We start from the raw sequence: 13267 nt of genomic DNA, 5'->3' as shown, positions 1-13267 counted from the left end.
CAGAACCTTGTGGGAGCGGGCTTGCTCGCGAATGCGGCGTGTCAGGAACCATAGAGGTTGGCTGAGACGTCGCATTCGCGAGCAAGCCCGCTCCCACATTTGGTTCTCAATAACGCCAGATCAGAGATACCGTCCCATGATCTCGTCCACCACACCCTCCTCGCGCATCTGATCCAGCGCAGTCTGGAGCTTTTTCACGGTCTCTTCCGGGACGTCCTTGTTCAGCGCCAGATACAACTCGGCACTGTTGAAACGCAGCACCGTCTTCAGCCCGGTCACGCCATCCTGCCGCGCCAGATAACGCCCGGCCGGATCGCCAGTGGCCCACAGGTCAATCTGGCCCCTGACCAGCTTCTTGGCATTGTCCTGATCGCGCAACACCACCGCCGGCTTCAAGCCTTGCTTGGTCAGGGTTTCGGCAATTGCATCACCCTTGTAGGCGCCGATCTTGTATTTGCGTGCGTCCTCGAGGGTTTCGAGGGTGATCTTGCTGTCGGCCTTGGTGAGCATGACCCAGTCATCCGGACCTATCGGCCCGACCCATTTGAAAAGTTTTTCGCGATCCGGCAAGCGCGCCATCACGAAGGCGCCGTAGCCGGGATTTTCCAGGGCGAGCTTGTAGACACGCTCCCAAGGGAATCGCAGGGTCAGGCTGTAGGTGATGCCGGCACGCTGGAACATCTCGCGAACGATGTCGGTGGCGATGCCGTTGATGTTTTCGCCCTGGGCGAAATTCTTGCCGTTCTTCGCCATGTTGTACGGCGGGAAGTTTTCGGTGAGGAGCACCAGATCAGTGTCGGGACTGGTTTCGGCGCGGGCCGTGTTGATGAGCAACATCGAGGCGCTGGCGAGAACTAGAAGCAGGCGTTTGATCATATCGGGCTACCGAAATCCATGGCGTGCCCAAGAGTGCCTTGGGTGCGCCATGGTGTCCACTGGCCTGTATCGATTTTGACGCTTAACGCATCACGATGCCGCGTTTGGCCATGTAGGCCTTGGCTTCCTGTACGGTGTATTCGCCGAAGTGGAAAATACTCGCCGCCAGCACTGCGCTGGCGTGGCCTTCGAGAATGCCGTCAGCCAAGTGCTGCAGATTGCCGACGCCGCCGGAAGCGATCACCGGAATGCCCAGCGCATCGCTGATCGCACGGGTTACGCCGAGGTCGAAGCCGTTTTTCATGCCGTCCTGATCCATGCTGGTCAGCAGGATCTCGCCGGCACCGAGGCCTTCCATTTTCTTCGCCCACTCGACTGCGTCGAGGCCGGTTGGCTTGCGCCCGCCGTGAGTAAAGATTTCCCAGCGCGGGGTTTCGCCCGGGCCGGAGACTTTCTTGGCATCAATGGCGACAACGATGCACTGCGAGCCGAAATGCTGCGCGGCTTCGCCGACGAATTCCGGATTGAACACGGCAGCGGTGTTGATCGAGACCTTGTCCGCGCCGGCATTGAGCAGGTTGCGAATGTCCTGCACGGTACGCACGCCACCGCCGACGGTCAGCGGAATGAACACCTGGCTGGCCATGCGCTCGACGGTATGCAGCGTGGTGTCGCGACCATCGACGCTGGCGGTGATGTCGAGAAAGGTAATCTCGTCAGCGCCCTGCTCGTCGTAACGACGGGCGATTTCCACCGGGTCACCGGCATCGCGGATGTTTTCGAACTTCACACCTTTGACGACCCGGCCGTTGTCCACGTCCAGGCAAGGGATGATGCGTTTGGCTAACGCCATGAGCTTAATCTCCGATTAAGAGTTGCAAGCTTCAAGCTACGAGCTGCAAGAAAGAACGGACGCGGTCGCGCTTCAAACTTGCAGCTCGCAGCTTACAGCTTGGAGCTGGTCGCGTAGCTATCGCAGAAAGCCTGGGCTTCTGCCACATCCAGCGTGCCCTCATAAATCGCGCGACCCGTGATGGCGCCGATGATGCCTGGCGCCTTGGCGTCGAGCAGCGACTTGATGTCACCCAGATTGTGAATGCCGCCGGAAGCGATCACCGGGATCTTGGTGGCAGCGGCCAGCGCCGCGGTGAACGGCACGTTACAGCCCTGCATCATGCCGTCCTTGGCGATGTCGGTATAAACGATCGAGGAGACACCGTCGGCTTCAAACTGCCTGGCCAGATCGATGACCTGCACGGTACTGATTTCAGCCCAGCCATCGGTGGCGACGAAACCGTCCTTGGCATCCAGACCCACAATGATTTTGCCCGGGAACGCGCGGCAGGCTTCGGCGACGAACGCCGGATCTTTTACCGCTTTGGTGCCGATGATCACGTAGCTCACGCCGGCCTTGACGTAGTGCTCGATGGTTTCCAGCGAACGGATGCCACCACCGATCTGGATCGGCAGGGTCGGGTAGCGCTTGGCGATGGCGGTCACCACTTCGCCGTTGACTGGCTGGCCTTCGAAAGCGCCGTTAAGATCGACCAGATGCAGACGGCGGCAACCGCCCTCCACCCACTTGGCAGCCATGCTCACCGGGTCATCGGAGAACACTGTGGAATCTTCCATGCGGCCCTGGCGCAGACGTACACAGGCACCGTCTTTAAGATCGATAGCGGGAATAATCAGCATGCTTTTTCCTTCGTCAAAAGAGCGGCAAGCTGCAAGCCATAAGCTGCAAGCGCGCACGCGCGTCTATCTCTTGCAGCTTGCAGCTTGACGCTTGCCGCTGCTCCTAATTTTTTTCGAGCGCCCACAGGTCGCTTTCGATGCTTTCAAACCGCTCTTTGAGGTGGGTCTGCACATCGAAAATCGCCCTGTTGTAATAGTGCGGAGCAATTTCGCGGGTAAACAGCTCAAGAATTTCCGCCGCTTCGAACGAACCCAGGTCCAGTTCGAAACGGTCTTCCATGAACCGCTGAATCTTGCGATTGGCCTCACTCTCCTGCTCGGGAGTGAGGGTCAGGATCGGCGGTCTGGACTTCTTGGCAGCCATTTACCAGCGACCGTCCCACGCGGCGAAGTTCTGCAGCAACTGCAGGCCATGGGTATGGCTCTTCTCCGGGTGGAACTGCACGGCGAAACGCGAGCCATCGGCCAGCGCTGCAGCGAAATCGACACCGTAATGACCGCCACCGACCACTTGCCGCGCGTTGGCGGCAGCGATGTAATAGCTGTGCACGAAGTAGAAACGCGCCATGTCCGGAATGTCATGCCACAACGGGTGGCTGACCTTCTGCTTCACTTCATTCCAGCCCATGTGCGGGACTTTCAGGTGCTCGCCGTCTTCATGCAGGTCTTTGCCGAAGAACTTCACCGCGCCCGGGAACAGGCCGATGCAGTCGACGCCGTCGTTCTCTTCGCTGGTATCGAGCAAGGCCTGCATGCCGACACAGATGCCAAGAAACGGACGATCCTGGCTGACTTCACGCACCAGCGAGTCGAAACCGAGGCGACGGATTTCCGCCATGCAATCGCGAATAGCGCCAACGCCGGGAAACACCACGCGATCCGCTTCGCGAATCACGTTTGCATCGCTGGTGATCAGCACCTTGCCGGCGCCGACGTGCTCGAGGGCCTTGGCCACCGAGTGCAGGTTGCCCATGCCGTAATCGATAACTGCAACCGTCTGCATTACAGAACGCCTTTGGTCGACGGCATTTGCCCGGCCATGCGCTCGTCCAGCTCGACGGCCATGCGCAGCGCGCGGCCGAAAGCCTTGAACACGGTTTCGATCTGGTGGTGAGTGTTGGTGCCGCGCAGGTTGTCGATGTGCAGGCTGACCAGCGCGTGGTTGACGAAGCCCTGGAAGAACTCCTGGAACAGGTCAACGTCGAAGCCGCCGACGGTGGCGCGGGTATACGGCACGTGCATCTGCAGGCCTGGGCGACCGGAGAAATCGATCACCACGCGCGACAGCGCTTCATCGAGCGGCACGTAGGCGTGACCGTAACGACGGATGCCTTTTTTATCGCCGATTGCTTTGGCAAATGCCTGGCCGAGGGTGATACCGACGTCTTCCACCGTGTGGTGGTCGTCGATATGCAGATCGCCCTTGCATTCAATATCCAGGTCGATCAACCCGTGACGGGCGATCTGATCCAGCATGTGCTCAAGAAAAGGAACACCGATATCGAATCGGGCCTTTCCGGTGCCATCGAGGTTGATCGAGGCTTTGATCTGGGTTTCCAGAGTGTCGCGCTCGACAGACGCCTTACGTTCGGCCATCACCAGCTCCGCAAAATCATTGGGCGAAAAAGGCAGCCATTATAGGCACGCAGGAAGCAAACAGAAACATGAGAGGTGAGATGGCTGACGGATAGAACCCCCGGCTGTCGCGGGTAGACATGTCCATACAAGCCATTACAGGCAGCGCAAAAAAAATGTGGGAGCGGGCTTGCTCGCGAATGCGGTGGATCAGCCAACACTTATGTCAACTGACCGTCCGTCTTCGCGAGCAAGCCCGCTCCCACAGGGGTACTGCGTTTCACCCATTACTTAGTGAAACAGTACCGCCGTTTTCTGCAGGGTCACCCACACACCCCACGCCAGCGGAATACCCACCACCAGCCACGCAGCGATCGCCAGCGGCTTGCTGCCCGGTGCGACTTTCCACTCCAGAACCGTGCTGGCATCAGCACCTTTGTCATGGCCCAGCGCCTGTTCGGCAGCCAGTTCGGCGTCGGTCATGAAGTATTTGTCGGCTACCGGACGGACCATCAGGTTGCACAGGAAGCCCAGCACCAGCAGGCCGGCGAGGATGTATAAGGTGATGTCGTAGGCGGCAGCGCGTTCAACGCCGATGCTCAACTGATACTCACGCAGGTAGTTCACCAGCACCGGACCGAGTACGCCCGCTGCAGCCCAGGCCGTCAGCAGACGACCGTGGATCGCGCCGACCATCTGTGTACCGAACAGGTCGGCCAGATATGCCGGAACCGTGGCAAAACCACCGCCATACATCGACAGGATGATGCAGAACGCCGCCACGAACAGCGCAACGTTGCCCAAGTGGCCCATGTTCGGAATCAGCGCGTACAGGGCAAAGCCCAAGGCGAAGAACACGAAGTAGGTGTTTTTACGGCCCAGGTAGTCCGAGAACGAAGCCCAGAAGAAGCGGCCACCGATGTTGAACAGACTCAGCAGACCGGTGAAGCCTGCCGCGATTGCAGCAATCGACGCCAACTGACCGGCATCAAGCTGGCCGAACGGCACATCAACACCCAGCAGCTTGCCGCCGAACACTTCCTGCAGCAGTGGCGAAGCCATGCCGAGAATGCCGATACCGGCGGACACGTTCAGGCACAGCACCAGCCACACCAGACGGAATTGCGGGGTTTTCCACGCCACATTCACATGTACGTGACGATTGGTGATCATCGCGTTTGCGGCTTTCTTCGCCGGAGCGGTCCAGCCTTCAGGTTTCCATCCGGTTGGCGGAACGCGATAGGACAGAGCGCCACCGATCATGAACACAAAGTAGATCGCAGCCATGGCCACGAAGCTCTGCCAGACGCCGACACCTTCAGCCGAGCCGAAGTGGCTCATCAGTGCAGTCGCCAGCGGTGCACCGACCATCGCGCCGCCACCGAAACCCATGATCGCCATACCGGTCGCCATGCCGCGCTTGTCCGGGAACCACTTGATCAGGGTCGACACCGGCGAGATATAGCCCAGGCCCAGACCGATACCGCCGATCACGCCGGAGCCGATCCACATCAGCCAGATCTGGTGGGTATAGATACCCAGCGCCGAAATCAGCAGACCGCCGCACCAGCACAGTGCCGATACCACGCCAGCCTTGCGCGGCCCTGCGTGTTCCAGCCAGCCACCCCAGATCGCTGCCGAGCAGCCGAGGAAGATGAAGAACAGGGTGTAGATCCAGCCGAGCATGGAGATCGGCCAGTCACATTGCGACGAGAAAACTTGTGCGATGAAGCTCATGTCCGGTGCACAAGCCACTGGAGCAGTAACGCCCAGCGCCTTGGACAGCGGCAGCCAGAACACCGAGAAGCCGTAGGCCATGCCGATGCATAGATGGATGGCCAGAGCGGCCGGTGGCACCAGCCAACGGTTGAAACCAGGCTTGGCGATAATGCGTTCCTTGGACAGGAACGCAGGCTGGGCGGCGCTGAGGCCGTCCGCCGTGATGCTCGTGCTCATTGTGTATCCCCCAATTATTAGTATGGTTCGCCAGCCACTGCTCACCCCCGGCCTTTATGCACGCAGGCATGACCGTTTTTTTGGGTGAAGCTCCTTGATGGCGCGACGTTAAGTCGCAGAAGGACGGACGAACGGGCGAAGGTTACCATTTGCAGGTGACAGAAAAACCAAACTGATATCACCTTTTTTCAGTCATCTGTTCTCGTACCTCTCAGGAAACCGCCATGCCGATCACTGTAGAAGTGCTGAACGCCGCCAATTATCAGGATCAGGAGGATCTGCAGAACATCTATCGCGACGCTCCGCAATGGCTGTTCGCCCCGTATTCCGGGGGCGACGGGCTGATCGACACGGGGCTGGCGGATGGCTCGCTGATCGCCGGACGCTTCAATGAACGCCTGCTCGGCGCCGCGCGCCTGCAAAGGCACCCCGACGCTTGGTACTTGTCCTATTTATGCGTGCGAAAAGTTACCCGCCGCCGTGGGGTTGCCGAGCGACGGGTGAACCAAGCGCAGAAAATGGCGTCGCAAGCGGGGGCTGAACGGCGTCTTTTGGCGCCTGCGGGGTACCCTGAGGTGCAGGTATTCTCCGCGAAGCTGCAGGTGCCGCTCGTGGCACTGGCAGAATGAGGCCACACCGAACCGGGCCGTTGCAGCGCTATACTCCCCGGCTAAATCAAGAATTCGACTAACTACAAGGACTCGCCCATGAAAGCGTTCGGCAAAATCCTGGGTCTGGTACTTCTCGGGCTGTTGCTGATCATTGTGGCGGCAGGCTTTGCCCTGACCCACCTCTTCGATCCCAACGACTACAAAGACGAGATCCGCCAGATAGCCCGCGACAAGGCCCACATCGAGCTGACGCTCAATGGCGATATCGGCTGGAGCCTGTTCCCCTGGCTCGGCCTGGAATTGCACGAGGCCAGCGTCGCTACCCTGGCCAAGCCTGCCGAACCGTTTGCCGATCTGCAGATGATCGGCCTGTCCGTGCGCGTACTGCCGCTGCTACGCCGCGAAGTGCAGATGAGCGACGTGCGTGTCGAAGGCCTCAACCTGCGCCTGACCCGTGACAAGAACGGCCACGGTAATTGGGAAGACATTGGCAAGGTGCCCGCTCCGGCTGGAGCAACGCCACCGGCCGCTACGCCGGGCCAACCGGCCGGCGAAACTCCTGTTGCGGTGGAAAAACCGCCCCAACCGATCCGCCTCGATATCGACAGCCTGACCGTCAACAACGCCCGCGTTGAATACAACGACGAGCTGACCGGCAAGCAATTCAGCGCCGAGAGCATTCAGTTGAGCACCGGCCCGGTTCACGACTCGACCAATATCCCGGTGAAAGCCACCGCATTCCTCGGTACCAATCAACCCGTTCTGCGCGTGCGCACCGAGTTGACTGGCGAGTTGCGCATTGAGCGCGCACTGCAACGCTACAAGCTCGAAGACCTGAAACTTTCCGGCGAACTGGCCGGCGATCCGCTGCAAGGCAAGACCGTGACCTTCTCCGCCCAAGGGCAGATGTTGCTGGATAAAGCCGCTAACGTCGCCGAATGGACTGGCATCAAGATTTCCGCCAACCAGTTGCGCGCGCTGGGTGAACTCAAAGCCAATGACCTCGACAAGACCCCGCAGATCACTGGCGGCATCTCCATCGCCCAGTTCGATCTGGCGAAGTTCGTCGACAGCATTGGCCAGAAACTGCCGGTCATGGCCGAAGGCAGCCTGAGCAAAGTCGAACTGGTCAGCCGCGTGGCCGCCACGCCGACCAGCGTCGCTTTCGACAACATCAACCTGAAACTCGACGACAGCAGCTTCAGCGGTCGCATCGCCGTCGAGGATTTCGCCAGGCAATCCTTGCGCGCGGTCCTCAAGGCAGACACGTTCAACGCGGATCGTTACCTGCCGCCGAAATCGGAAAAAGCCACCAGCGCCACCCAGACACGTCAGGCCGAAGTCGCCAGCACCGAAGCCGATGCCATGGCTGGCGCGGGCTCCACGCCGCTGCCGGACAAGCCGAGCAAGACCGCCTGGAGCACCGAGCGCCTGCTGCCGGTGGAGCGTCTGGCCAAACTCGACGTCGACGCCGATCTGAGCTTCGGCCAACTGACCCTCGACAAATTGCCGATTCAGAACGCCGCACTTAAAGCCACCGCTCAGGGCGGTCTGTTGACCCTGAGCAATCTCAGCGGCGAGCTGTACAACGGTGGTTTTGCAGCCAACGGCACTCTGGATGTGCGTCCAAGCGCCCCGGTGCTGAACCTGCAGACCAGGCTCAACCGTGTCCCTGTGGAAAAAATTCTTGAGAGCCAAGGCAAGAACCCGCCCGTCAAAGGCCTGGTGACCCTCACCAGCAACGTCACCGGCAGCGGCAACAGCCAACAGGCGCTGATCGATACCCTCAACGGCAACGCCAGTTTCGTCATCAACAACGGCGTGCTGCTCAACGCCAACCTTGAACAGCAACTGTGCAAAGGCATCGCCACCCTCAACCGCAAATCCCTCAGCGGCGAGCCTCGGGGCAAGGACACGCCGTTCCAGGAACTCAAGGGCAACCTGACCTTCCGCAACGGTGTCGCCAGCAACCCTGACCTGAAAGTGCGTATCCCCGGCATGACCGTCAACGGTGACGGCGACATCGACCTGCGCGTGCTGGGCATGGATTATCGCGTCGGCATCATCGTTGAGGGCGACACCCGCGCGATGCCGGACCCGGCCTGCCAGGTCGGCGAAAAGTTTGTCGGCATCGAGTGGCCGTTGCGCTGCCGCGGCCCGCTTGAGCTCGGCGCCAAGGCCTGCCGCGTGGACAACGACCGTCTCGGTCAGGTCGCAGCCAGACTGGCCGGCGACAAGCTCAGCGAGAAGATCGACGAGAAATTGGGTGACAAGGTCAGCCCGGAACTGAAAAACGCATTGAAGGGGCTGTTCAAGCGATGAGAGCGGAGCAGTTTTCAACGGCGGTGCTGGACTGGTTCGACCGCCACGGCCGCCACGATTTGCCTTGGCAGCAGAACATCAACCCGTATCGGGTATGGGTGTCGGAAATCATGTTGCAGCAGACCCAGGTCAGCACCGTGCTCAACTACTTCGACCGCTTCATGGCCGCGCTGCCGACAGTCGAAGCCTTGGCGCAAGCGCCGGAAGACGAAGTGCTGCACCTGTGGACGGGCCTGGGTTACTACACCCGTGCGCGCAATCTGCAGAAGACCGCGAAGATCGTTGTCAGCCAGTACGGCGGCGAATTTCCCCGTGACGTCGAAAAACTTACGGATCTGCCCGGCATCGGTCTGTCCACCGCTGGCGCCATCGCGAGCATCAGCATGGGCCTGCGCGCGCCGATCCTCGACGGCAACGTCAAACGCGTGCTGGCGCGCTTTACCGCACAAGAGGGCTACCCCGGCGAGCCGAAGGTTGCCAAACAGCTCTGGGCCAACGCTGAGCGGTTTACGCCGCACGACCGGGTCAACGCCTACACCCAGGCAATGATGGATCTGGGCGCAACGCTGTGCACGCGCAGCAAGCCGAGTTGCCTGCTGTGTCCGCTGGAGCGCGGTTGTGAAGCACACTTGCTCGGCCTCGAAACCCGCTACCCGATTCCCAAGCCGCGCAAAGCCATCCCGCAGAAGCGCACGCTGATGCCGATGCTGGCCAACGGCGACGGCGCGATTCTGCTCTACCGTCGCCCCTCGAGCGGTTTGTGGGGTGGTCTGTGGAGCCTGCCGGAACTCGACGACCTCGATGACCTGCAACACCTCGCCGACCAGCACGCGCTGACCATGGGCGAGCAGCAGGCGCTGCCGAGCCTGGTCCACACCTTCAGCCATTTCCAGTTGTCCATCGAACCCTGGCTGGTTCAGGTGCAGGAGGCGAGCCATCACGTGGCCGAGGCCGACTGGCTCTGGTATAACCTCGCCACCCCGCCGCGCCTGGGCCTCGCCGCCCCGGTCAAGACCTTGCTCGAACGCGCGGCCGCCGTATTGAACGCAGGAGAGTCGCCATGACCCGCACCGTAATGTGCCGCAAGTACAAAGAAGAACTGCCAGGCCTGGAACGCCCACCGTATCCAGGTGCCAAGGGCCAGGACATTTTCGAACACGTCTCCGCAAAGGCCTGGGCCGACTGGCAGAAACACCAGACCCTGCTGATCAACGAAAAGCGTCTGAACATGATGAACGCCGAAGATCGCAAATTTCTTCAGGGCGAAATGGACAAGTACTTCTCCGGCGAGGAATACGCCCAAGCCGAAGGCTACGTTCCGCCCGCAGAGTAAACCCCGCAAATCGGGGGTCGGATCGTAAGCGACGGAATTAATTTAAGAAATTTTAAAAAAGTCGTTGACGTAAATCCGAAAAACCCTTTTAATGCGCCCCGTTGCCCAGATAGCTCAGTCGGTAGAGCAGGGGATTGAAAATCCCCGTGTCGGCGGTTCGATTCCGTCTCTGGGCACCAAATACCGAAAACCCTGAATCGCAAGATTCAGGGTTTTTTTATGCCTGCGATTTGGTGACAACCGTTTCAGCCAGCTGAATACGCGCTACTTTGGCACCCCCTTACGGAAGAGGATCTTCCCCGCAATGAACCAGAAACGAACCCGCGTGCCCCTGCCCCATCCGCCGCCCTATCGCCCAAGCCGCGTGAGTTATTGGCTGACCGCGCTCGTTGTCGTGCTGATGGCGTTCGCCGTGGGTGCATCGATCTGGATGCTGATCGACAGCTGGGTCAGCGGCTCGATCACCACCACTAACCGTGGCCCGCGCAGCACCTACACCCTGGCCGAGCAACCCCGGCGGTTCTGGTTTGAATTTGTCCGGCAAGGCGTCGTCACGCTGTTGCTGCTGGCAATTGCAGTGTTCGGCGTGTGGATCTACCGCAAAATTCAGAAGCCGTCGAACCCGGCGAATCGCAAACGCCGCGCAAAGAAAACCTAAAGCGCATTGATGTAATCGACAGGCAGCACCGTGTCCAGCGCGGCGCCCACTGGCAGAGATAAGACATCATCACCGCCGCAGTTCGGAAAGGGGTTTGACGCTTCCAATCTGCGCTATATGCGCCTCTTTTATCAGGCGTTTCCAATTCGGGACGCACTGCGGCACGAATTGAGCTGAACCCATTACCGCCGTCTACTGATGCTTTGTGATCATTGATCTCAAACGCGGCAAGCTCAGCGTCCGCGATGTCGGGCAGATGGACATGTATGTGCGCATGTACGACGAGCTCATGCGCGGCGAGGACGACAAGCCACCGGCAAGCGTCTCGGCTGCTTCGGCAACGCTGCAAAAACCCACTTGCGCATCGAGCCGCAGGTCATCGGCGAACAACAAGTCGGACATTTCGCCTTTTTTCGCAGCGCATACCAAGCCACACTATGGCCCATCGCTCTGACCTGGCTGCAAAACGTCGCACTGCCCCCCAACACACCCGGGCGGCAAGTCCCGCGCAGCTGAGCCTCTCCCAACGCACGACGGAACACATCATGGCCTCCGCCAACAAGCAGCAAAAACGCGCCACCCGAGCCAAAGCCAAGGCCAAGCAGAACCGCACCAAACGCGCCGAGGCTCCGCTCGAGCTCGACCCGAACGATGATCGCATCGATTTCGAATCGGTGGACCTGACCGAGCTGTTCAAGAAAATGATCGACGCCGAGAAGATCAGCCAGCAGGCCATGTGCACTGCGTTTCTCGAAGATCCGCTGCTGGAACTGGTTTACGAACAGGAAGGCGAAGAGGGCGCGATGGATTTCATCCTTGCCGCACTGATCGAGTATCGCCAGTGGTCACAGGAAACCGACGAAGCCGGCGCGCTGGCGTGGATCGAATCCCCGGCCTTCCAGGCCGACTATGTGGCGGCGTCCGACGCAATCGCTGCACAAACCCAACAGAAGAACTGAGTTCCCATGGCATCCCTGAACAAGCAACAGAAACGCGCCAAACGCGCCAAGGCCAAAGCCAAGCAAATCCGCATGGTTGGCCGCAAGCCACTGGACCAGGACGAAGACCTCGGCCACCTCGCCGAGCCGATTCCGGATTACACCCTGGCAATGTTCAGCAAAATGCGCGATGCCGAAGCCATCAGCCGCAACGAAATGCTGCTGACGTTGCTGCGCGAACTGGCGTTCATCATTGTCGATCACCCAGACCTGCTGGACATGGAGAACGCCGACAACGAAGGCATGGCCGCCACCCATCTGGCCGCCGACATGCTGATCGACTACCGCATGTGGGCAGACGGCATGGACATCGAAGCCGCACAGGCCTGGCTGAGCGAGCCACAGTTCATCACCGATTTCGGGGTGGCGCTGGATGCTTATGGCAAGTCGGTAGAGGCGCAGGAAGACAAGAGCGAATAACATCACTCACAAACAAAAACGGCCGCTCGTCATCACTGACAGCGGCCGTTTTTTGTTGGATGGCTTATCTACTCTCTGCCCGATGACAATGTATATCCCGTTGACATATCCAAAGCACAACCTATCCTGAGCCCATCACAGGATCAGACCCGGGAGGTCAAATATGGAACAGACCACTATTTTCATGAGCAATCGAAGTCAGGCAGTTCGACTGCCAAAGGCGGTTGCGATGCCCAGCGACGTTAAACGAGTGGAAGTCATTGCGATTGGCAGAACACGCGTCATTACGCCTGCTGGAGAAAGCTGGGATAGCTGGTTTGATGGCGACAGCGTCACCCCTGATTTCATGGCTGACCGTGAGCAACCTGCTGATCAGGAGCGCGAGTCGTTCTGATGATCAAATACATGCTGGATACCAACATCTGCATCTTCACCATCAAAAACAAACCACAAATTGTCCGGGAAGCCTTCAATCAACATTCCGGGCAGTTGTGCATCAGCGCTATCACACTTATGGAGCTTATTTACGGTGCTGAAAAGTCGGCGTCCCCTGAAAAGAATCTAGCGATTGTCGAAGGATTCGTTGCGCGATTGGAAGTCTTGCCTTTCGACAATGACGCCGCAGCACAGGCCGGGATGATCCGGTCTGAACTGGCGAAAGCTGGAACACCGATTGGGCCGTACGACCAAATGATCGCAGGCCACGCGCGGTCGCTAGGACTTATCGTAGTCACAAACAACGTGCGGGAATTTGAACGTGCTTCCGGATTGCGTATTGAGGATTGGGTTCATCCCGTCTGAGCGGCGTTCACAAACAAAAACG

16 protein-coding genes, 1 tRNA gene and 2 pseudogenes are annotated in these 13267 nt (G+C 59.5%); 12 read left to right on the top strand and 7 right to left on the bottom strand.

Annotated features, from left to right (window positions below; all coding sequences use genetic code 11):
- Positions 1–120: 120 nt before the first annotated feature.
- The 7 genes from AACY19_RS04140 to AACY19_RS04110 form a co-directional block, all read right to left on the bottom strand.
- Positions 121–876 carry a substrate-binding periplasmic protein gene (locus AACY19_RS04140; RefSeq protein WP_339448193.1) on the bottom strand — a complete coding sequence of 252 codons (756 nt, stop codon included), beginning with the start codon at positions 874–876 and terminating at the stop codon, positions 121–123.
- Positions 877–958: 82 nt separating this feature from the next.
- Positions 959–1729, bottom strand: a complete 771-nt coding sequence (hisF, locus tag AACY19_RS04135) for an imidazole glycerol phosphate synthase subunit HisF (RefSeq protein ID WP_007909211.1) — start codon at positions 1727–1729, stop codon at positions 959–961.
- Between the two features lie 92 nt (positions 1730–1821).
- Positions 1822–2571 carry a 1-(5-phosphoribosyl)-5-[(5-phosphoribosylamino)methylideneamino]imidazole-4-carboxamide isomerase gene (gene hisA, locus AACY19_RS04130; RefSeq protein ID WP_339448190.1) on the bottom strand — a complete coding sequence of 250 codons (750 nt, stop codon included), beginning with the start codon at positions 2569–2571 and terminating at the stop codon, positions 1822–1824.
- A 103-nt stretch (positions 2572–2674) separates the two neighbouring features.
- Positions 2675–2935 carry a DUF2164 domain-containing protein gene (locus AACY19_RS04125; RefSeq protein ID WP_339448188.1) on the bottom strand — a complete coding sequence of 87 codons (261 nt, stop codon included), beginning with the start codon at positions 2933–2935 and terminating at the stop codon, positions 2675–2677.
- Positions 2936–3574 (bottom strand): imidazole glycerol phosphate synthase subunit HisH, encoded by a 639-nt coding sequence (hisH, locus tag AACY19_RS04120; protein WP_008080553.1) that lies wholly within the window; start codon positions 3572–3574, stop codon positions 2936–2938.
- Entirely contained in the window at positions 3574–4167 is a 594-nt protein-coding gene (hisB, locus tag AACY19_RS04115) for an imidazoleglycerol-phosphate dehydratase HisB (protein WP_007909204.1), read from the bottom strand. Before hisB ends, hisH begins: the two co-directional genes overlap by 1 nt.
- Positions 4168–4437: 270 nt before the next feature.
- Positions 4438–6102 carry an OFA family MFS transporter gene (locus tag AACY19_RS04110; RefSeq protein WP_339448186.1) on the bottom strand — a complete coding sequence of 555 codons (1665 nt, stop codon included), beginning with the start codon at positions 6100–6102 and terminating at the stop codon, positions 4438–4440.
- Positions 6103–6326: 224 nt separating this feature from the next.
- Between AACY19_RS04110 and AACY19_RS04105 the strand changes: the two genes are divergently transcribed.
- The 12 genes and pseudogenes from AACY19_RS04105 (at position 6327) to vapC (ending at position 13245) form a co-directional block, all read left to right on the top strand.
- On the top strand, positions 6327–6731 hold the full coding sequence (locus AACY19_RS04105; protein WP_339448184.1) for an acetyl-CoA sensor PanZ family protein: 405 nt from the start codon (positions 6327–6329) through the stop codon (positions 6729–6731).
- Between the two features lie 78 nt (positions 6732–6809).
- Positions 6810–9035 carry an AsmA family protein gene (locus AACY19_RS04100; protein ID WP_339448182.1) on the top strand — a complete coding sequence of 742 codons (2226 nt, stop codon included), beginning with the start codon at positions 6810–6812 and terminating at the stop codon, positions 9033–9035.
- Positions 9032–10099: an A/G-specific adenine glycosylase gene (gene mutY / locus AACY19_RS04095; RefSeq protein ID WP_339448180.1), complete on the top strand. Its 1068-nt coding sequence runs from the start codon at positions 9032–9034 to the stop codon at positions 10097–10099. The genes AACY19_RS04100 and mutY overlap by 4 nt, the downstream gene beginning before the upstream one ends.
- Positions 10096–10368 (top strand): oxidative damage protection protein, encoded by a 273-nt coding sequence (locus AACY19_RS04090; RefSeq protein ID WP_064388926.1) that lies wholly within the window; start codon positions 10096–10098, stop codon positions 10366–10368. The genes mutY and AACY19_RS04090 overlap by 4 nt, the downstream gene beginning before the upstream one ends.
- Positions 10369–10471: 103 nt before the next feature.
- A tRNA-Phe gene (locus tag AACY19_RS04085) sits at positions 10472–10547 on the top strand.
- Positions 10548–10672: 125 nt separating this feature from the next.
- The gene (locus AACY19_RS04080; RefSeq protein ID WP_339448176.1) at positions 10673–11026 is read left to right on the top strand and encodes a hypothetical protein; all 354 of its coding nucleotides are present in this window, start codon (positions 10673–10675) and stop codon (positions 11024–11026) included.
- Between the two features lie 78 nt (positions 11027–11104).
- Positions 11105–11200 (top strand): annotated as a pseudogene (locus AACY19_RS27815) (DUF1016 N-terminal domain-containing protein); the annotation flags it as partial.
- A gap of 150 nt (positions 11201–11350) precedes the next feature.
- Positions 11351–11542, top strand: a pseudogene (locus AACY19_RS04070) (alpha/beta hydrolase); the annotation flags it as partial.
- Positions 11543–11571: 29 nt separating this feature from the next.
- Positions 11572–11985: a hypothetical protein gene (locus tag AACY19_RS04065; RefSeq protein WP_339448174.1), complete on the top strand. Its 414-nt coding sequence runs from the start codon at positions 11572–11574 to the stop codon at positions 11983–11985.
- A gap of 6 nt (positions 11986–11991) precedes the next feature.
- Complete coding sequence (locus tag AACY19_RS04060) at positions 11992–12444, top strand: hypothetical protein (RefSeq protein WP_339448172.1); 453 nt, start codon at positions 11992–11994, stop codon at positions 12442–12444.
- 163 nt (positions 12445–12607) lie between these two features.
- Positions 12608–12838, top strand: coding sequence for a type II toxin-antitoxin system VapB family antitoxin (vapB, locus tag AACY19_RS04055; protein ID WP_339448170.1), 231 nt, complete (start codon positions 12608–12610; stop codon positions 12836–12838).
- On the top strand, positions 12838–13245 hold the full coding sequence (gene vapC / locus AACY19_RS04050; protein WP_339448168.1) for a type II toxin-antitoxin system tRNA(fMet)-specific endonuclease VapC: 408 nt from the start codon (positions 12838–12840) through the stop codon (positions 13243–13245). Before vapB ends, vapC begins: the two co-directional genes overlap by 1 nt.
- Positions 13246–13267: the final 22 nt, after the last annotated feature.

It is taken from the genome of Pseudomonas sp. EA_5y_Pfl2_R50, from assembly GCF_963970475.1.
Classification (GTDB): Bacteria; Pseudomonadota; Gammaproteobacteria; order Pseudomonadales; family Pseudomonadaceae; genus Aquipseudomonas.
Note: the sequence above shows the minus strand (reverse complement) of the source record. Positions and strands in the feature narration are given on the sequence as shown.

Excerpts from the sequence above, each read along its gene's own strand:
- AACY19_RS04065 (WP_339448174.1), top strand. The coding sequence starts at position 11,572 with ATGGCCTCCGCCAACAAGCAGCAAAAACGCGCCACCCGAGCCAAAGCC.
- hisB (WP_007909204.1), bottom strand. The coding sequence starts at position 4,167 with ATGGCCGAACGTAAGGCGTCTGTCGAGCGCGACACTCTGGAAACCCAG.
- AACY19_RS04140 (WP_339448193.1), bottom strand. The coding sequence starts at position 876 with ATGATCAAACGCCTGCTTCTAGTTCTCGCCAGCGCCTCGATGTTGCTC.
- vapC (WP_339448168.1), top strand. The coding sequence starts at position 12,838 with ATGATCAAATACATGCTGGATACCAACATCTGCATCTTCACCATCAAA.
- mutY (WP_339448180.1), top strand. The coding sequence starts at position 9,032 with ATGAGAGCGGAGCAGTTTTCAACGGCGGTGCTGGACTGGTTCGACCGC.
- AACY19_RS04080 (WP_339448176.1), top strand. The coding sequence starts at position 10,673 with ATGAACCAGAAACGAACCCGCGTGCCCCTGCCCCATCCGCCGCCCTAT.
- hisF (WP_007909211.1), bottom strand. The coding sequence starts at position 1,729 with ATGGCGTTAGCCAAACGCATCATCCCTTGCCTGGACGTGGACAACGGC.
- AACY19_RS04125 (WP_339448188.1), bottom strand. The coding sequence starts at position 2,935 with ATGGCTGCCAAGAAGTCCAGACCGCCGATCCTGACCCTCACTCCCGAG.
- vapB (WP_339448170.1), top strand. The coding sequence starts at position 12,608 with ATGGAACAGACCACTATTTTCATGAGCAATCGAAGTCAGGCAGTTCGA.
- AACY19_RS04110 (WP_339448186.1), bottom strand. The coding sequence starts at position 6,102 with ATGAGCACGAGCATCACGGCGGACGGCCTCAGCGCCGCCCAGCCTGCG.
- AACY19_RS04105 (WP_339448184.1), top strand. The coding sequence starts at position 6,327 with ATGCCGATCACTGTAGAAGTGCTGAACGCCGCCAATTATCAGGATCAG.
- AACY19_RS04100 (WP_339448182.1), top strand. The coding sequence starts at position 6,810 with ATGAAAGCGTTCGGCAAAATCCTGGGTCTGGTACTTCTCGGGCTGTTG.
- hisA (WP_339448190.1), bottom strand. The coding sequence starts at position 2,571 with ATGCTGATTATTCCCGCTATCGATCTTAAAGACGGTGCCTGTGTACGT.
- AACY19_RS04060 (WP_339448172.1), top strand. The coding sequence starts at position 11,992 with ATGGCATCCCTGAACAAGCAACAGAAACGCGCCAAACGCGCCAAGGCC.
- AACY19_RS04090 (WP_064388926.1), top strand. The coding sequence starts at position 10,096 with ATGACCCGCACCGTAATGTGCCGCAAGTACAAAGAAGAACTGCCAGGC.
- hisH (WP_008080553.1), bottom strand. The coding sequence starts at position 3,574 with ATGCAGACGGTTGCAGTTATCGATTACGGCATGGGCAACCTGCACTCG.